Consider the following 18,392-nt stretch of genomic DNA (forward strand, 5'->3'; position numbering starts at 1 on the left):
GTAGAAGTTGACGTTAATGCCGCACCGGACCGGCCGGCGTGCAGTGCACTACCCGTCGCTGTGGAGGCTAACCGATCAGGTCAAGTATGCAATTGGCCACCGACATTTTGCTGCCGGAGGCCTCATTCACTATAACTCCGTGGTGATCGAGCACCGTCACGCTGTTACGTTCCGTGCCGAACCCCTCGTGCTGACTGACCCGGTTCACGACCAGGTAGTCGCAGCCCTTGCGGATGATCTTGTCGCGGCCGAGCGCGAGCAACCGGTCAGCATCCGTTTCGGTTTCGGCGGCGAAGCCGATGATCAGCTGGCCGGGCCGGCGTGCCGCGGACAGCCCGGCCAGGATGTCGGGGTTTTTGACCAGTTCCAGGGTGAGGGTATCCCCCACGTCTTCTTTCTTGATCTTGCCGAGCTGCACCGTCTTGGGCCGGTAGTCGGCGACGGCGGCGGCCATGATGATGACCTCGGCCGATTCGGCGGCGAGGGCCATGGCTTTGTGCATCTCCAGGGCGCTGCTGACCAGCACGGTCGTGACGCTGGTCGGAACGGCCACTTCGAGGTTGGCGGCGACGACGGTGACCGTTGCACCGCGGGCCACGGCCGCCTGGGCGAGGGCTACGCCCTGTTTGCCGCTCGATCGGTTGCCGAGAAAGCGCACCGGGTCGAGCGGTTCCCGGGTGCCGCCGGCGCTGATCAGTACGCGGCGACCGGCGAGATCCGGCACAACGGATGCCGCGGGACCATCAACACGGTCGAGCACGGCTAAGGCCACCGCCACGATGGTGTCCGGCTCTTCCATGCGGCCGGCGCCCGAATCGGTGCCGGTGAGGCGGCCGACGCCGGGGCCAACAATAGTGATGCCGCGGGAGCGCAACACGGCCACGTTGGCGACGGTAGCCGGGTTGTTCCACATTTCGGTGTGCATCGCCGGGGCGATCACGAGCGGCGCTGTGCTGGCCAAAATGGTATTGCCGAGCAGGTCGTCGGCGAGGCCGACAGCGAGTTTCGCGATACTGTTTGCCGTCGCCGGGGCGACGACGATCAGGTCGGCGCCCTGGCCGATGGCCACGTGGCGCACCTCGGCGACGCCCTCGTACAGGTCGGTGTGCACCGGGTTGCGCGAGATGGCCTCGAGCGTGGGCTTGCCGACGAAACGCAAAGCTGCCGCGGTGGCGACGACGTGCACGGAGTCGCCGTTCAACACAAAAGCGCGCACGATGTTGACGGCCTTGTACGCTGCGATGCCACCGGTGATACCGACAACGATCGTGCGAGGTGTCTTCATCCTGCGCGCTTGAGAGTTTATTCAGGACTCGATCGAGGAGCTCAGGCCTCGACGATCGGGCGGGAAACGAGCTTGTCGTCGTTGATCTCGCGCAGGGCCACCGAGAGCGGCTTGTCTTCGACGGTCGAGTCGACGAGCGGTCCGACGTTGTCGAACAGGCTGCCTTCGTGCAGGTCGGCGTAGTAGTCGTTGATCTGACGTGCACGCTTGGACGCGAAAATCACGAGGGCATACTTCGAGTCAACCTTGGACAGCAGGTCGTCGATGGGCGGGTCAATGATGCCAGTGGGCTTGTTCGCCATTGGTGTCACACTCCTAATAGAGCACAGCCTGAGGCCGGTGCAAGTCTGTTGTTGAACGAATACGAGCGATGAAGCGCGCCGTGAAACGCGCGAGAATTCAGCAGAAACGGGCGCTACGACATGCTGGATGCAGCGCGGATCTCCATCAAGTCTACGACCTCACGAGCGGCGTCACCGACATCGTGGTTGATCACGCGGTAGTCGAACTCCCCCTGAGCGGCCAATTCCAGCTTTGCGGTCTCCAGACGGCGGGCTTGTTCGGCCGCATCCTCGGTGCCACGGCCGATCAGGCGGCGCACCAATTCCTCCCAGCTCGGCGGGAGCAGGAAGACCAGGCGGGCTTCCGGCATAGCCCGCCGCACGGCGCGAGCGCCCTGCAGGTCGATCTCGAGCAGCACGCTGTTTCCGGCGGCGATGGCAGCGTCGACCGGGCCACGGGGGGTGCCATAGCGGTAGGCGTTGTGTACCTTGGCCCACTCGAGCAGTTCGCCGCCCTCGATCATGGCGTCGAATTCTTCGTCGGAGACGAAATAGTAGCTGACGCCTTCGGTCTCCCCCGGGCGCGGCGCGCGCGTCGTCGCCGAGACCGAGAGCAACACATCCGGATAGTTCTCGCGAATGTAACCGGCGACGGTTCCCTTGCCGACCGCGGTCGGCCCGGCCAGCACAATGAGTTTGGAGTCGACAACGCCGTGGCGCAGCACCGGCCGTTCCGAGAGGAAATCGCGGAGGCGGTCGCGCTGGTGCCGTCCCAAACCGCCAAGTCGTTTGGACGGCGAAATTTCGAGACGCTGGATGATGCGCTGCATCTTGGTCACGCCGATCGCCGGAATGCTCACGAGCAGTTCGGTCACCCGCAGGCGTCCCTCGACCCCGATCGGGTCGGCGATGGCCGCGGCGAGTACTTCGAGGGCGGTACGTTCGCCGGAGGAGACCTCGGCCTTGACCTTGGCGCGGGCCCGCCGGGCCGCGACGGCGGCACGCGACGCGGCGACCCGGTCGACTTCGGGCGGGGTTGGACGGTTTTCAACCACGGACGGCACCTACTTCGGCTACTCGGCGCTCAATGGCTTCTTCGATCCGGTGGGGTCCGGCCGAGAGCACACTGCGCGATTCACTCACGATAACCCCTCCGGCGTATCCGCCATATATCGAGATCAGATCCATAATATTCCCACCTTGGTGTCCGAAGCCCGGCGCAAGCACAGGTGTTCGAAATTCGGTCGGAGCTCGGTGCACGTCGATGCCGAAAGCGGCCAGATCAAGGGTGGCTCCGAGCACGACGCCGATCGACCCGAGGCCGGTCACTACCCGAGCGGATGCCGCGCCCGCCCGCGCGTTCCGCTGGCCGACCTCGTCGAGAACGGCGCGGGCCACACTCGATCCCGCCTGTGGACCGTCGGCCACGATCGCCTGCTGAATGTGCGCTGCCTCGGGGTTCGACGTCGCGGCGAGCAGAAAGACACCCTTGCCGGTCGCCGCAGCGAGGGTGAGCGGCGAGTCAAGGGAACCAACGCCCATGTAGGCGGCGAGGGTGAGGGCATCCACTTCGAGCGGGGAACCGGGTGACAGCCACGCCTGGGCATAGGCTTCAACACTCGTGCCGAGGTCGCCACGTTTGGCGTCGCCGATCACGAGCAGGCCGGCTTGCCGCGCGTCGGCCAGTACACGCTCCAGGGCAAGGAAGCCGGCCGAACCGAAGCGTTCGAAGAAGGCGACCTGCGGCTTGACCAGGCCGACCCGGCCTGCCGCTGCGGAGACGACCGCGCGGCCGAACGACTCAGCGCCGGCCGCAGTGTCCGGCAGATTCCAGTCGCGCAGCAACCAGGAGTGCGGATCGATGCCGACGCACAGCTGGCCGCTCTCGGCGAACACCTGCTCGAGGCGTTCGCCGAAGGAGACGACCGACGCCGACCCGGCAGTCACCGCCTCAGAGGGAACCGTCATAGCAGTGCCGCCGTTCACAATAAGGCCGTACGGGCAGTGGCGTACTCCTGGAGCGAGGTCACCTCGAACCCGTCGCGGATCGAGTCGATCGAAGCGACCGCGGCGCTGAGCTCGGCGATGGTGGTGAACAGCGGCAGATCGCCGGCCACGGCGGCCGCACGAATCTCGTACCCGTCGGCCCTGGCTGTGCTGCCGCCGGGGGTGTTGATGACGATCTGGATCTCTTCGCGGCGAATGAGTTCGACGATCGACACGTCGTCCTCCCCCGTCTTCTCACTGAACTTGGTCACGACGCGGGCGCGGATGCCGTTCCGCTGCAGCACCTCGGCGGTACCGATGGTCGCGTATATCTCGTAACCGAGCTGCTGCAGGCGCAGCATCGGCAGGATGATCGCCCGCTTGTCGCGGTCGGAGACCGACACGAACACGGTGCCGGAGAGCGGGATTCCGCCGTACGCGGCGAGCTGGCTTTTGGCGAAGGCCCGCGGGAAATCGCGGTCGATGCCCATGACCTCGCCGGTGGAGCGCATCTCCGGGCCGAGGATGGAGTCGACGACGAGTCCCTCCGGGGTACGGAACCGGTTGAACGGCAGCACGGCTTCCTTCACGGCGACCGGTGATTCGATCGGCACGCGGGAGCCGTCGACGAGCGGCAGCTTGCCCTCGGCCTTCAGCTCGGCGATGGTCGAACCAACCATGATGAGCGCGGCGGCCTTGGCGAGCGTGATGCCGAGGGCCTTTGCGACGAAGGGCACCGTGCGGGAGGCACGCGGGTTGGCTTCGAGCACGTAGAGCACGCCAGCGCCGATCGCGAACTGCACGTTGAGCAGGCCCTTCACGCCGATGCCGCGGGCGATACCGAGCGTGGCTTCACGCACCCGGTCGATTTCGGCGCGGCCGAGGGTGACCGGCGGCAGGGTGCAGCTCGAGTCGCCGGAGTGGATTCCGGCCTCCTCGATGTGCTCCATGACGCCGCCGATGTACAGCTCGTGACCGTCGTAGATGGCGTCGACGTCGATCTCGATCGCGTCATCGAGAAAACGGTCCACCAGCAGTGGATGTCCCGCCCCGATGATTCCCTGTCCGGCCATCCGCTTGAAATAGTCGGCGAGCGACGGGGAGTCGTAGACAATCTCCATGCCGCGGCCGCCGAGCACGTAGCTCGGGCGCACGAGCACCGGGTAGCCGATTTCTTCCGCCACGACGACGGCGCCGCCGAAGTCGATCGCCGTTCCGTTGCGGGGGGCCAGCAGGCCGGCGTCGTCGAGGATCTTCGAGAACAGGCCGCGCTCTTCGGCGAGGTCGATCGCGTCGGGAGTGGTGCCGAGAATGGGGATACCGGCCGCTTCGAGGCCGCGGGCGAGGCTCAGCGCGGTTTGCCCGCCGAGCTGCACGACGACACCGACGAGTTCGCCGCTCTGGCTTTCGGCGTAGATGACCTCGAGCACGTCCTCGAGGGTGAGCGGCTCGAAGTAGAGCCGGTCGCTCGTGTCGTAGTCGGTGGAGACGGTCTCCGGGTTGCAGTTGATCATGATGGTCTCGTAGCCGGCCTCGGACAGCGCGAAGGAGGCGTGCACGCAGGAGTAGTCGAATTCGACGCCCTGCCCGATGCGGTTCGGCCCGGAGCCGAGGATGACGACCTTGCGGCGGTCGCTTGCGACGACCTCGGTCTCGTCGTCATAGCTGGAGTAGTGGTACGGCGTGAGGGCTGGGAACTCCCCCGCGCAGGTGTCGACGGTCTTGAAGACCGGGCGCACGCCGAGGATGTGGCGCACGGTGCGCACATCCGCTTCGCCGAAGCCGCGCAGCTCGCCGATCTGCGCGTCGGAGAAGCCGTGGTCCTTGGCGAGGATCATGACGTCGCGGTCGAGTCGGTCGGCGGCGGCGACCTGGGCGGCGATCTCGTTGATCAGCACGATCTGGTCGAGGAACCACGGGTCGATCTTCGTGGCGGCGAACACCTGCTCGATGGTCGCGCCGCGGCGGAGGGCCTGCTGCACGGTGACGATGCGACCGTCGGTGGGAATTTCGGCGGCGGCGAGCAGCTCGTCGACCGTGCGGGTCTCTTCGCCCCAGTGAAAGCTCGAGCCGCGCTTCTCGAGCGAACGCAGGGCCTTCTGCAGAGCGGCTGCGAAGCTGCGGCCGATGGCCATGGCCTCGCCGACCGACTTCATGGTCGTGGTCAGGCGCTGGTCGGCGGCCGGGAATTTCTCGAACGCGAAGCGCGGCACCTTGACCACGACGTAGTCGAGGGTGGGCTCGAAGCTCGCCGGCGTGACACCGGTGATGTCGTTGGGAATCTCGTCGAGGCGGTAACCGATGGCGAGTTTGGCGGCGATCTTGGCGATCGGAAAGCCGGTCGCTTTGCTGGCCAGGGCGGAGGACCGCGAGACGCGCGGGTTCATCTCGATCACGATGACGCGGCCGTCTGCCGGGTTGATCGCGAACTGGATGTTGCAGCCGCCGGTGTCGACGCCGACGGCGCGGATGATGTCGATCGAGATGTCGCGCAGGTGCTGGAACTCACGGTCGGTCAGGGTCAGCGCCGGGGCAACGGTGATCGAGTCGCCGGTGTGCACGCCGACCGGATCGACGTTCTCGATCGAGCAGACCACGACGGTGTTATCTGCCGTGTCGCGCATCATTTCAAGCTCGTATTCCTTCCACCCGAGGATGGATTCTTCGAGCAGCACCTCGGTGGTCGGGCTGTGGTGCAGGCCGTCGGTGACGATGCGGCGCAGTTCCACCTCGGTGTAGGCGAAGCCCGAGCCGAGGCCGCCCATCGTGAAGGAGGGACGCACGACGAGCGGATAGCCAAGATCGTCGGCGTAGCCGACGGCCTCCTCGACGGTGCGGGCGATGAACGAGCGGGCCACACCGGCGCCGGCGTCGATCACGAGCTGCTTGAAGATCATGCGGTCTTCGCCCTTGTTGATGGCGTCGAAACTCGCACCGATCAGCTCGACGTCATACTTCTCCAGAATTCCGCGCTCGTGCAGCTGGATCGCCGCGTTGAGGGCCGTCTGCCCGCCCAGGGTCGGCAGGATCGCATCCGGTCGTTCCTTTGCGATGATCGTCTCGAGGATCTCGGCCGTGATTGGTTCGATGTAGGTGGCATCGGCGAAGTCGGGGTCGGTCATGATGGTGGCCGGGTTCGAGTTGACCAGGATGACGCGTACGCCCTCTGCGCGCAGCACGCGGCAGGCCTGGGTGCCGGAGTAGTCGAACTCGCAGGCCTGGCCGATGACGATCGGGCCGCTGCCGATGACAAGAACGCTGTTGATATCGTCGCGCTTGGGCATTATTTGGTTTCTCCTGCAACGGCTGACTGCGAAGCCAGCACAACGTCTCTGAATCGATCGAAAAGGTGGTTGGCGTCGTGCGGGCCGGAGGCCGCCTCCGGGTGGTACTGCACCGAGAAGGCGTTGATGTCGAGGCAGCGGATGCCTTCGACCACTTGGTCGTTGAGGCTGTAGTGGCTCACCTCGACGCGGCCGAAGCCGGTGCGCGACTCGTGGATTCCCTCGATGGGCATGTCGACGGCGAAGCCGTGGTTCTGCGAGGTGATCTCGACCCGTCCGGTGGTCTTGTCGAGTACCGGCTGGTTGATGCCGCGGTGTCCGAACGGCAGTTTGTAGGTGCGGAAACCGAGCGCGCGGCCGAGCAACTGGTTGCCGAAGCAGATACCGAAGTAGGGAATGCCGGCGCGGAGAACCTCCTGCAGCAGGGTGACGTGGGCGTCGGAAGCGGCCGGGTCGCCGGGTCCGTTCGAGAAGAACAGGGCGGAGGGCTTCAGTGACAGAACGTGTTCGGCGGTGACCGACTGCGGCAGTACGAGTACCTCGAAGCCGCGCTCGGCGAGGTAGGTGAGCGTGCTGGTCTTCACGCCGAGGTCGAGCACCGCGACCGAGCCGATGCGTTCGCCCTGCGCCGGAATCGAGAAGGGTTCGACGGTCGAGACCTCGAACGAGAGGTTGCGGCCGCGCATGGCAGCGCCGGCCAGCACGCGTTCGAGCTGCTCGCTGTCAGACAACCCGAACAGGTCCCCCGAGAAAATGCCGCTCTTCATGGCGCCCGCCGAGCGGATGTGGCGGGTGATCGCCCGGGTGTCGATGCCGCTGATGCCGACAACGCCCTGGGCTTCGAGGTCATCGTCGAGCGTGCGGGTGGCGCGAAAGTTGGAGGCGATCCGCGCGGGTTCCCGCACGATGAAACCGGCGACCCAGATCTGGCGGGATTCCATGTCCTCGTCGTTCATGCCGGTGTTGCCGATGTGCGGGGCGGTCATCAACACGATCTGGCCGGCGTAGGACGGGTCGGTCAGGGTTTCCTGGTAGCCGGTCATGCCCGTGGCGAAGACGATCTCGCCGAGAGTCTGGCCCTCGCTGCCGTAGCTGCGACCGACGAAACGGCGGCCGTCTTCGAGCACGAGCACGGCCGGGCCCGGCTTGTCCGCTACGGAGAAAGTGGACGTCGTGGCAGCGGATGCGTCGGCCTCACTTGCTGAGACGTCAGCCGGTGCGGCCTGGTCGGGTTCTACCTGGTCTGGTGCGGTCGAATCGGGCACGTCAGGCCTCACTTTCGTCTTGATGGGCCGGGGCGGCGGCCGTTACGGCAATGGTTCGGATCGAGTCGACGAGGCGAGCCCGATCATTCGGATCGATGATGCGAAAGAAGCTGTCGACAGCGCGGCGGTCAGCGGTACCGGCGGCCAGACGCCAGGATAGGCGCACGAGTCCGTCTGTCTCGACGGCCCGGTCGATGGCGACCTGGGCGGAACCGACCGCGTCGATGGCGTCGGCCGGAACGAACACGGGCTGGTTGCCGTCGAGGTCGAGGATGATTCCGGCCTCCGTCACCACCAGGGCGGCGCGGGCGCGAAAGCCCAGGCCGGCAATGGCGAGCCGTTCGAGCGGCGCGTCCCGCGGAGTCGTCGCCACATAATAGGCTTCGGCGTCGGCGAGGTAGACCCCTGCGGTCTCCGGCACGGGGTAGCCGGCGGTGAGCGCCGCATCCCGTCGGCTGCGCTTTCGCCAGCTGCGCCACATGAGAATCAAAACGCCGAGCAGGACGAGCGCCGTGATGATGGCCGGAATGGTCCTATCCATGGGTGACCACTCCGCTCGCGTGGCCGGCTATCTCGAGGTTGCTGCGCACGGAGCCATCAAGCACGGTGGCGTAGCCGCGATGGAACGTTGCCCGCACCTCGCCGGGGAGGGTCATCGACAGGTACGGCGAGTTCGTGCTCGTGCCGGCGAGGTCGGCGCGACCGAATACGCGGGTCGCTCGAGGGTCGTACAGGGTCAGTTCGGCCGGCGACCCGACCGCGATCGGATTGCCCTGACCGGTCACTCGCCCGATGCGGGCGGGGGTACGCGAGAGCACGCGTTCGATGTCGGCCCAGCCGAGCAGCCCGGTCGCCACGACCGCAGCGTGCACGACCGATAGAGCCGATTCCAGCCCGATCATGCCGTTGGCGGCGGCATCCCATTCGCAGTCCTTGCTTTCGACTGGATGCGGAGCGTGGTCGGTCGCGACGATGTCGATCGTGCCGTCGGCGAGTCCGGCGCGCAGGGCCTCGACGTCTTCCCGGCTGCGCAGCGGCGGGTTCACCTTGAAGCGGGCATCGTAACCGCGAACGAGGTCTTCAGTGAGCAGCAGATGGTGCGGCGTGACCTCGGCCGTCACGTTGATGCCGCGCGCCTTCGCCCAGCGGATCACATCGACCGAGCCGGCCGTCGAGACGTGGCAGACGTGCAGCCGCGATCCGACGTGCTCGGCCAGCAGCACGTCCCTGGCGATGATCGACTCTTCGGCGACGGCCGGCCAGCCAACGAGGCCGAGTTCGCCGGAGAGGGCGCCCTCGTTCATCTGTGCTTTCTCGGTGAGGCGCGGTTCCTGCGAGTGCTGCGCGATGACGCCGTCGAAGGCCTTCACGTATTCGAGGGCGCGGCGCATGAGGAGCGGGTCTGAGACGCAGAAGCCATCGTCAGAGAACACTCGTACCCGAGCTCGACTCGAGGCCATCGCGCCGAGTTCGGCGAGTTGCTTGCCCGCCAGGCCCACGGTGACAGCGCCGATCGGCTGCACGTCGACGTAGCCGGCACTTTCACCGAGCGCGAGCACCTGCTCGACCACCCCGGCGGTGTCCTGCGCCGGCAGGGTGTTCGCCATGGCGAACACGCTCGTGAACCCGCCGCGGGCCGCCGCGCGGCTGCCGCTCAGCACGGTCTCACTGTGTTCGTAGCCCGGTTCACGCAGGTGGGCGTGCAGGTCGACCAGGCCGGGCAGCGCAATGAGCCCGTCGGCGTCGATCACGATCGCTCCACTCTGCGACAGGCCCGTCCCCAGCTCGGCGATCCGCCCACCATCCAGACGGATGTCCGTGCCCGTGCCGTCCGGAAGGGTCGCGCCGCGAATCAACCAGCGTTGGGCATTTCCGTCAATCGACATTCTTCGATTCCTTCCGGTCACCGGATAAGAGCAGGTACAGTGCGGCCATTCGCACGGAGACGCCGTTCGTGACCTGTTCGAGCACGGTCGAATTGGCGGAGTCAGCGGCCGCCGACGAGATCTCGAGGCCGCGATTCATCGGGCCGGGGTGCATGACAATGCTAGCCGGACCGAGCCGGCCGAATCGCGCGTCATCGAGGCCCCAGACCCGGGAGTACTCGCGGCTGCTCGGAAAGAAGGCCGCGCTCATCCGTTCGGTCTGGATGCGCAGCATCATGACGACGTCGGGGCCGGCATCGATCGCATCATCGAGGTCGAAGCTGAATCGGGCCGGCCAGAGGGTGGTATCGCTCGGCAATAGGGTGGGCGGGGCGACGAACGTGACCTCCGCGCCGAGGGTGGTCAGCAGCCACAGGTTCGAGCGGGCCACCCGGGAGTGGAGGACGTCGCCGACGATCGTGACGGTGACCCCGTCGAGACCCCTGCCGCGGGAGGCCTGGCCGTGGATGCGGCGACGGATGGTGAAGGCGTCGAGCAGGGCCTGGGTGGGATGTTCGTGGGTGCCGTCGCCGGCGTTGATGATGCCCGCGTCGATCCACCCACTGGCGGCGAGCACTTCCGGGGCGCCGGAGGCCGGGTGGCGGATGACGACACCGTCGGCGCCGATCGCGGCGAGGGTCTGCGCGGTGTCCTTCAGGCTTTCGCCCTTCGATACGCTCGAGCCCTTGGCGCTGAAGTTGATCACATCGGCGCTCAGCCGTTTGGCGGCCGCCTCGAACGAGATGCGGGTGCGGGTGGAGTCTTCGAAGAACAGGTTGACGACGGTCTTGCCGCGCAGGGTCGGGAGCTTCTTGACCTCGCGCTGGGCGACATCCGCCATGTCTTCGGCAATGTCGAGCAGGTTGACGGCCTCGTCGCGGGTGAGGTCCTTGGTCGAGAGGAGATGTCTCATCGGTTGCTCCTGCCGTCGATCGAGACGAATTCGTCGCCGTCGATCTCCTCGAGGTGCACGTTGATGCGCTCATCGGTTGCCGTCGGCAGGTTGCGGCCGACGAAGTCGGCGCGGATGGGCAACTCGCGGTGCCCGCGATCGACGAGAACGGCCAGCCGCACGATGGTCGGGCGGCCGTGGTCCCCGAGGGCGTCGAGGGCGCTGCGGATGGTGCGTCCCGAATACAGCACGTCGTCGACGAGCACGACCGTGGCGCCGTTGACGCTGCCTGGCATCTGGGTTCGGGACGGCGTGCGGGTGCGGCCATGCGCGAGATCGTCGCGGTACAGAGTGACGTCGAGCGACCCGACCCGCACTGCTGTTGCTGCGGGCTCGATGCGCTGGATGATCTCGGCGATGCGGCGGGCAAGAATGACGCCGCGGGTTGGGATGCCGAGAATGACGAGGTTGTCCGGGCCCCGATTGGACTCCAAGATCTCGTGGGAGATTCGAGTCAACGCGCGGGTGATGTCAGCCTGAGTGAGCACAATGTGCGCCAAATGCCGACCTCCTTCCCCGTCTCACAGGACGGATCATTAAAGGATGTCTGAATGGGTCCATTCTAGCCCGTGGTGAACCGGTGGAGCGACCCTTCAGAACGCGGCAGCAACGAAAGCGGAGAATTCGGCCGTGTCGGTGAGGCTGCCGGTGTACAGCAGGCCGTCAACGAGCACGGTCGGGGTGCCTTCGACGGAGTCGATCTCCGCGCCGTCGATGGGGCCGGTGAGGGCAGCCTCTGTGTTCGCCTGCGACCAGCCCTCGTAGACCCCGGAATCGACGCAGTCGATAATGCTGACCGGGCCGGTCGCCAGGTCGGCGAGTTCGCCATTGCTCAGCCCGGGCGTCTGTTCGAGCGGCTGATTGGCGAACAGCGACGACAGGAGCGCGAGGGTCTCATTCGGGTTCAGCGTGGCCTGGCAGGTGAGAGCTGCGGAGGCGCGGCTGGAGTAGTCGGTGCCCTGGGACATGCGGTCGAGAAAGGTGAGCGAGTGCACCCGGAGGGTGATGACGCCGCTCTCTACCCCGGCAAGCAGCAGTTCACCATTGGCGTCCTCGAACTGGGCGCAGAACGGGCACATCGGGTCGACGTATTCGTCGATGATGACCGCTCCGGTGCCGAATTCGAGATAGCCGCCGTCGAAATCGGCGGCGCCCAACTGCCCGGTCGGCAGCGGCGCGCTCGATTCCGGCTCGCTCGATTCGGGCACTGACGGTTGCCGTGCTGACGACGAGGTCGCGCTGCCCGGGATCGAGCTGGAATCAATGGCGACGAACGCTGCGATAGCGGAGGCGAAGATGATCGCGAACACGACGAGAATGGCAAACACGGCCGTGGCGATATACCCGATGATGAGACCGGCGAGGGCGAAACCGCGGCCCAGTTCGCCGCGAGCCCGAATCTGCCCGAGGGCGATGTGCCCCGTGATGATGGCAACGAGACCGATGAAGAACGACGACACGAACGACACAATGGCCAGGGTGTTCGTCTTGGGCGCGGTCACGAACGGCGGCCTCGGCGCGCCCGACGGCGACACCGGCCGGTACGGGGTGGGCTGAACCGGCTGGTCGCGCGGTACGTCGGGTCCGGTGCTGTCCATGTGCGTGTCCTTCGGTGACAAGAGGCGAATACGGCAGGAGCCGACTCGGCCGATCGGGCGGTTGGCCCGACGTGATCAGGCCGAGGGAGCGGTCTGGGCGATCTTGCCGAGCAGTCCGTTGACGAAGCCGGCCGAGTCATCCGTGGAGAGGATCTTGGCGGCCTCGACGGCTTCATCGATGGCGACGGCGTGCGGCACGGCGTCGTTGTAGAGAATTTCCCAGATACCGATGCGCAGAATGGCGCGATCGATGTTGGGCATGCGGGCGAGCGACCAACCCTGCGAGTACGTCTCGATCAGTTCATCGATTTCTTCACGGTGGTCGACGACGCCGTCCACGAGTTCACGAGCATAGAGCCAGGAAGCGAGTCGGGCCGGCTCGCTCGCGGCGCGCTCGGCCTCGACGCTAAGCGACTCCGGAATGCTGATCTGGCGCACATCGGCGGCGTACAGAATGTCAATGGCGCGCTTGCGAGCCTTGGTCCGTGCGCTCATTCGTTGACGCGGCCGAGGTAGTCGCCGGTGCGGGTGTCGACCTTGACCTTGGTGCCCTGTTCCAGGAACAACGGAACCTGAATCTGGTAACCGGTCTCCACTGTCGCCGGCTTGGTGCCGCCGGTGGAACGGTCGCCCTGCAGGCCAGGCTCGGTGTAGGTGATTTCCAGGGTGACGGAGGCCGGCAGCTCGACATAGAGCGGGTTACCGTTGTGCAGGGCAACGGTCACGGCCTGGTTTTCGAGCATGAAGTTGCTGGCATCGCCGACGACGGCGGCGGACACGGTGATCTGGTCGTAGTCGGCGACGTCCATGAAGACGTAGGCGTCGCCGTCGTTGTACAGGTATTGGAAGTCGCGACGGTCGACGTTTTCGGTCTCGATCTTGGCGCCGGCGTTGAAGGTGCGGTCAACGGTCTTGCCCGAGACGACGTTCTTCATCTTGGTGCGAACGAAGGCGCCACCCTTGCCCGGCTTGACGTGCTGAAACTCGACGACGGCCCAAAGCTGGCCATCCATGTTGAGTACGACGCCGTTTCTGATATCAGCGGTAGAAGCCATGGGAGGGGTGTTCCGTTCAATTGATAAGGTGCGCGGGTGCAAATGGCACCTTGTCGAGTCTACGTGTCCCAGCCTCAGGTGCCAAAGGCACGATCGCAATATGGATCACGGCGCGGTGACGAAATCCAGCGCCAGCCGATACGAGTCGAAGCCGAGGCCGGCGATGACGCCGGTCGCGATGGCGCTCACGACACTCGTGTGGCGAAACGTTTCGCGGGCGTGCGGGTTGGAAATGTGCACCTCGATCAGGAGCAGACCGGCCTTGGTCACAAGGGCAGCGGCGTCTCGCAGAGCGTAGCTGTAGTGGGTGAACGCTGCCGGGTTGAGGATGACCGGCATCCGCTCGTCGACGGCTTCGTACAGCCAGTGGATGAGTTCGGCCTCGTCATCGGTCTGCCGCAGGTCGATGTTCACCCCGGCCCGAGCGGAGGCGACCAGCAGTGCGCGCAGGTCGTCCAGGTTCGCCGACCCGTACACATCGGGCTCGCGACTGCCGAGGCGCCCGAGGTTCGGACCGTTCAGAACCAGCACTGTACTCATTCACTCAGCCTAGGCCGTGGGCACCGGCCGACGGGCCGCCACCGGTCAGGGCGCAAGCACCGCGACGCCGTCGTCGTACGCGACGAACAGGCCGGTGATGCGCATGAGCTTGCCGAAGGATTGGGTCAGTTCGACGGCCCAGGCCTGGTCTGGAGCGGTCAGGGCGGCCGAACCCGGCCGTTCCAGCGTCACGATAATGCTGCCGCCGGGAGCCTCGCGGGCCAGGATGTCGGTGATCCGGACGGCGAAAGGCCGCACCGAACCCGGTTCGGGACGCAGTGGAATGCCGTCGATGGGAATCAGCATGGTGAGCTGTTGCCCGTGGGCGTCAAGCAGGATGAGCCAGAGCTGCCGGCGGATGGCGTGGCCGACCAGGTCGAAGACCCGTGCTCTGGCCTGCTCCGGAGTGGTCACGGGCGGGGCATCGTCGATGTTCACTGTAATAGTCATGGGGCCAGCCTGAGGCGGTGCGCCAGTACGCACCAGTTGTCCCCAGAAAAAGTACGGTTGGCCCGGCTTGTGGATAATCTCCGACGAGGCCGTCCACGCTGCGACTGTGAATGCCCGTCGTTCCGACGGATCGGCTCTGCTGTGCCCGTAGAATGAAAATCCGATGGTGGCTGCGGCCGCACCCGACCACTGCTAACGGAGGCAGACGCTCATGGGATACGGCTTGAAGAGTTCTTCATCGGTCCCGACCGGCGACGCGCGGGAGAGCATTGTCGCCCTGGAACGGGCCCACGAATCCGCGATGACGGACCGGGTCTTTCAAACCGGCGTGCGCAAGCTCGTGCAGGATTCCTGGCAGCGTTCGCTGTCTTTGAGCCTCAACCCGTCGAGCGTGGCACCGGAGCGGGCGCTGACCGACGCCGAGTTGCGGGACCTGCGCAACCAGCATCCGCTCGCCGCGGTGTTACCGGTCGTGCACAACCTGCTGATCCGTCATGCGGTCGACGCCGAGCTGATCGTCGCCATCGGTGACGAGTCAGGTCGATTGCTCTGGATCGACGGTGACCGGGTGCTGCGCCGCCGGGTTGAGGAAATGCTGTTCGTCGAGGGCGCCGACTGGTCGGAAAGCCGTGTCGGAACGAGTGCACCGGGCACCGCCCTCGCCCTGGACCGCGGCATCCAAATTCGACGCGCCGAACACTTCAACGCCCTGGCACACCCGTGGAGCTGCACGGCCGTGCCCATTCACGACCCGGACACGGGCAGGATCCTCGGCGTCATCGACATCACCGGCGGTGACCAGGCGGTCGCCCCGCAAACTCTGCCCCTGGTCGAGGCCGCCGTCGCCGCGATGGAGGCGGAGCTGCGCATCCAACGCCTGGGCCGCCCGGAGGCTTCGCCGCCCGCCCACCGGTCGCGCGTGTCGCTATCGACGAGCGTGCCGCGACTCGCACCGGCCGTGTTGACTGTGCTCGGCACCGATCACGGCCAGTTGCAGTGCGGCGGCAGCACAGTGGATGTCTCGCCGCGCCACACCGAGATCCTCACGCTCCTGGCCTGGCACCGCGAAGGACTCTCCGCCGATCGTTTGGCCGGCTATCTCTTTGATCAGGACACAGCGGTGGAGACGCTGCGCGCCGAAATGGTGCGCGTGCGCAAGGTACTCGCCCTGCTTGACGCTCCGATCACGATCACCTCCCGCCCCTATCGGTTGGAATCCCGGCTCGAACTCGATGCCCAGCAGGTGTTGGCTTTTTTGGAGCGCGGCGCCCACCGGGTGGCTCTCGGCGCCTACCGCGGCGCGGTGCTCCCAGGATCGTCGGCGCCCGGAATCATTGAAATCCGTTCAGAAGTGAGCAGCAGACTGCGTGAGGCGATGCTCGCCGATGCTTCGGTCGACCTGCTGCTGACCTACGCGCGCACCGAAGAAGCCACCTGGGACACCGAGGTCTGGCGGGCCTGTCTCGAGCTGCTTCCGGCCCGGTCGCCCAAACGAGCGACGGTCGTGGCACATCTTGCGCGCATCGAAGACGAAATCGGCGGACAGCGCAACATTCTGCAACGTTTCCACTCCTAGAGTCGGATCAGGCCGCAGGTTTGCGAGCCCGACACCGTCGTCGAAATAGGAGTGACATGACCGTCTATGCAGCCCCCGGAACACCCGGCTCGAAAGTTACCTTCAAGTCTCGGTACGAGAACTGGATCGGCGGCGAATGGGTCGCCCCGGTCAAGGGCCAGTACTTCGAAGACATCACCCCCGTCACCGGCAAACCGTTCGCCGAGGTCGCGCGCGGCACCGCCGAAGACATCGAGCTGGCCCTCGACGCCGCCCACAAAGCCGCACCAGCCTGGGGCAAGACCAGCGCCACCGAGCGCGCTGCCGTACTCAACCGGATCGCCGACGTGATCGACGCCAACACCGAGATGCTGGCCGTCGCTGAGACCTGGGACAACGGCAAGGCCGTGCGCGAAACGATCAATGCCGACATCCCGCTCGCCGCCGACCATTTCCGCTACTTCGCCTCGGCTATTCGCGCCCAGGACGGCGACCACGCCCAGCTCGACGGCGACACCGTCTCGTACCAGTTCCACGAACCGCTCGGCGTCGTCGGCCAGATCATTCCCTGGAACTTCCCCATTTTGATGGCCGTCTGGAAGCTCGCCCCCGCCCTCGCCGCCGGCAACGCAATCGTGCTCAAGCCCGCCGAGCAGACGCCGGTCTCGATTCTCGTGCTGATGGAACTCATCGGCGATATCCTGCCCCCCGGCGTGGTCAACGTTGTCAACGGTTTCGGGCTCGAAGCCGGCAAGCCGCTCGCGTCGAGCAACCGTATCCGCAAGATCGCGTTCACCGGTGAGACCACGACCGGCCGTCTCATCCTGCAGTACGCCTCCGCGAACATCATTCCCTCCACCGTGGAGCTCGGCGGTAAGAGCCCCAACATTTTCTTCAGCGACGTCGCCCAGGAGAAGGACGCGTTCTACGACAAGGCCCAGGAAGGCTTCGTGTTGTTCGCCTTCAACCAGGGCGAGGTCTGCACGGCCCCGAGCCGCGCGCTGCTGCAGAAGCCGATCTACGACAGCTTCCTCGGCGACGCCGTCACCCGGGCCAGCAAGATCATCCAGGGCAACCCGCTCGACACCGACACCCAGATGGGCGCCCAGGCCAGTAACGACCAGCTCGAGAAGATTTTGTCCTACATCGATATCGGCACCAAGGAGGGCGCCAGGCTCGCCCTCGGAGGCGAACGCGCCGACCTCGGCGGTGACCTCACCGACGGCTACTACGTGCAGCCGACCATCTTCGAGGGACACAACAAGATGCGGCTGTTCCAGGAGGAGATCTTCGGGCCGGTGCTCGCCGTGACGAGCTTCACCGACTACGACGATGCCATCTCGATCGCCAACGACACCATCTACGGCCTCGGTGCCGGCGTCTGGTCGCGCAACGGCAACGTCGCCTACCGGGCCGGCCGCGACATTCAGGCCGGCCGGGTCTGGGTCAACAACTATCACGCCTACCCGGCCGGCGCCGCCTTCGGTGGCTACAAGAGTTCCGGCATCGGCCGAGAGAACAACAAGCTCGCACTCGGCCACTACCAGCAGACCAAGAACCTGCTGGTGTCGTACTCCGAAAACAAGCTCGGCTTCTTCTAAGCCATTCGTTCCGGTCTGCGGCAACGCTCCCGTCGGGTGGGAGTTCGCTGCAGGTCTGGCCCGGGGGCTGCCGACGACGTAACGTCGTAGGCAGCCCCTTTTTTCACTTGTCTTTTGCAGAAAGGTCCGTCAATGTCGACACCCACGATTACCGCATCGGTCACCATCACCGGCGAAACAATCCCCCGCGTCGAACTCACCCCGGTGGCGGTCGATCTGCTCCGCAGCCTCTGGGAGGAGCACGGCCCGCTTATGTTCCACCAGTCCGGCGGATGCTGCGACGGCAGTTCGCCGATGCTGTTCATGGCGGGTGAGTTCATCACCTCCGACCAAGATGTACGTCTCGGCCAGTTCGACCTGGCCCCGCCCGGTGAGCCCGGTCAGCCGCTCGACTTCTGGATGTCGGCCGAACAGTTCAACTACTGGAGCCACACCTTTATCACGGTCGATGTGGTGCCCGGCCGCGGCAGCGGCTTCAGCGCCGAAGCACCCCGCGGCGTGCGATTTCTGATCCGTTCCGAGCTCATGACCACGATGACACCGTTCGCCGGCCCGACCGACACCGTCGAAGCGGATGCCGCGGACTCCCCCGCGCCGGTGGTTGCGTCCTGAGTC

General features: G+C 65.9%; 18 protein-coding genes. 3 read left to right on the top strand and 15 right to left on the bottom strand.

Annotated features, from left to right (window positions below; all coding sequences use genetic code 11):
- Positions 1-67: 67 nt before the first annotated feature.
- The 15 genes from coaBC to E3O06_RS02850 all read right to left on the bottom strand — a co-directional run bounded on the left by coaBC (position 68) and on the right by E3O06_RS02850 (position 14,621).
- On the bottom strand, positions 68-1,285 hold the full coding sequence (coaBC, locus tag E3O06_RS02780; protein WP_134501482.1) for a bifunctional phosphopantothenoylcysteine decarboxylase/phosphopantothenate--cysteine ligase CoaBC: 1,218 nt from the start codon (positions 1,283-1,285) through the stop codon (positions 68-70).
- 41 nt (positions 1,286-1,326) lie between these two features.
- A complete protein-coding gene (rpoZ, locus tag E3O06_RS02785; protein ID WP_092107764.1) occupies positions 1,327-1,587 on the bottom strand; it encodes a DNA-directed RNA polymerase subunit omega in 261 nt (86 codons plus the stop codon).
- A gap of 113 nt (positions 1,588-1,700) precedes the next feature.
- Complete coding sequence (gmk, locus tag E3O06_RS02790) at positions 1,701-2,621, bottom strand: guanylate kinase (RefSeq protein WP_134501483.1); 921 nt, start codon at positions 2,619-2,621, stop codon at positions 1,701-1,703.
- Complete coding sequence (gene pyrF / locus E3O06_RS02795) at positions 2,614-3,534, bottom strand: orotidine-5'-phosphate decarboxylase (RefSeq protein WP_134501484.1); 921 nt, start codon at positions 3,532-3,534, stop codon at positions 2,614-2,616. The genes gmk and pyrF overlap by 8 nt, the downstream gene beginning before the upstream one ends.
- A 14-nt stretch (positions 3,535-3,548) precedes the next feature.
- The gene (gene carB / locus E3O06_RS02800; RefSeq protein WP_134501485.1) at positions 3,549-6,836 is read right to left on the bottom strand and encodes a carbamoyl-phosphate synthase large subunit; all 3,288 of its coding nucleotides are present in this window, start codon (positions 6,834-6,836) and stop codon (positions 3,549-3,551) included.
- Positions 6,836-7,969, bottom strand: a complete 1,134-nt coding sequence (gene carA, locus E3O06_RS02805; RefSeq protein ID WP_134501667.1) for a glutamine-hydrolyzing carbamoyl-phosphate synthase small subunit — start codon at positions 7,967-7,969, stop codon at positions 6,836-6,838. The genes carB and carA overlap by 1 nt, the downstream gene beginning before the upstream one ends.
- 133 nt (positions 7,970-8,102) lie before the next feature.
- Positions 8,103-8,642, bottom strand: coding sequence for a PH-like domain-containing protein (locus tag E3O06_RS02810; RefSeq protein WP_174843199.1), 540 nt, complete (start codon positions 8,640-8,642; stop codon positions 8,103-8,105).
- Positions 8,635-9,987 (bottom strand): dihydroorotase, encoded by a 1,353-nt coding sequence (locus tag E3O06_RS02815; RefSeq protein WP_134501486.1) that lies wholly within the window; start codon positions 9,985-9,987, stop codon positions 8,635-8,637. Before E3O06_RS02815 ends, E3O06_RS02810 begins: the two co-directional genes overlap by 8 nt.
- Positions 9,977-10,939 carry an aspartate carbamoyltransferase catalytic subunit gene (locus E3O06_RS02820; RefSeq protein WP_134501487.1) on the bottom strand — a complete coding sequence of 321 codons (963 nt, stop codon included), beginning with the start codon at positions 10,937-10,939 and terminating at the stop codon, positions 9,977-9,979. Before E3O06_RS02820 ends, E3O06_RS02815 begins: the two co-directional genes overlap by 11 nt.
- Positions 10,936-11,478, bottom strand: a complete 543-nt coding sequence (pyrR, locus tag E3O06_RS02825) for a bifunctional pyr operon transcriptional regulator/uracil phosphoribosyltransferase PyrR (RefSeq protein WP_134501488.1) — start codon at positions 11,476-11,478, stop codon at positions 10,936-10,938. Before pyrR ends, E3O06_RS02820 begins: the two co-directional genes overlap by 4 nt.
- A gap of 93 nt (positions 11,479-11,571) precedes the next feature.
- A complete protein-coding gene (locus E3O06_RS02830; protein ID WP_134501489.1) occupies positions 11,572-12,576 on the bottom strand; it encodes a DUF4190 domain-containing protein in 1,005 nt (334 codons plus the stop codon).
- 75 nt (positions 12,577-12,651) lie between these two features.
- Entirely contained in the window at positions 12,652-13,071 is a 420-nt protein-coding gene (nusB, locus tag E3O06_RS02835; protein ID WP_134501490.1) for a transcription antitermination factor NusB, read from the bottom strand.
- Positions 13,068-13,631 carry an elongation factor P gene (gene efp / locus E3O06_RS02840; protein WP_092107753.1) on the bottom strand — a complete coding sequence of 188 codons (564 nt, stop codon included), beginning with the start codon at positions 13,629-13,631 and terminating at the stop codon, positions 13,068-13,070. Before efp ends, nusB begins: the two co-directional genes overlap by 4 nt.
- A 105-nt stretch (positions 13,632-13,736) precedes the next feature.
- Entirely contained in the window at positions 13,737-14,171 is a 435-nt protein-coding gene (locus E3O06_RS02845) for a type II 3-dehydroquinate dehydratase (RefSeq protein WP_134501491.1), read from the bottom strand.
- A 45-nt stretch (positions 14,172-14,216) separates the two neighbouring features.
- On the bottom strand, positions 14,217-14,621 hold the full coding sequence (locus E3O06_RS02850; protein WP_134501492.1) for a hypothetical protein: 405 nt from the start codon (positions 14,619-14,621) through the stop codon (positions 14,217-14,219).
- Between the two features lie 223 nt (positions 14,622-14,844).
- On the opposite strand from E3O06_RS02850, the gene E3O06_RS02855 reads away from it, so the two are divergent.
- From E3O06_RS02855 to E3O06_RS02865, 3 genes are all read left to right on the top strand, one after another.
- On the top strand, positions 14,845-16,197 hold the full coding sequence (locus E3O06_RS02855) for a helix-turn-helix domain-containing protein (RefSeq protein ID WP_241979826.1): 1,353 nt from the start codon (positions 14,845-14,847) through the stop codon (positions 16,195-16,197).
- Positions 16,198-16,253: 56 nt separating this feature from the next.
- Positions 16,254-17,777 (top strand): acetaldehyde dehydrogenase ExaC, encoded by a 1,524-nt coding sequence (exaC, locus tag E3O06_RS02860; RefSeq protein WP_092107745.1) that lies wholly within the window; start codon positions 16,254-16,256, stop codon positions 17,775-17,777.
- A gap of 132 nt (positions 17,778-17,909) precedes the next feature.
- Positions 17,910-18,389 carry a DUF779 domain-containing protein gene (locus E3O06_RS02865; RefSeq protein WP_134501494.1) on the top strand — a complete coding sequence of 160 codons (480 nt, stop codon included), beginning with the start codon at positions 17,910-17,912 and terminating at the stop codon, positions 18,387-18,389.
- The last annotated feature ends 3 nt before the right edge of the window (positions 18,390-18,392 follow it).

Origin of the sequence: Cryobacterium glaciale, assembly GCF_004402535.1 — a bacterium.
Taxonomy (GTDB): Bacteria; Actinomycetota; Actinomycetes; order Actinomycetales; family Microbacteriaceae; genus Cryobacterium; species Cryobacterium glaciale.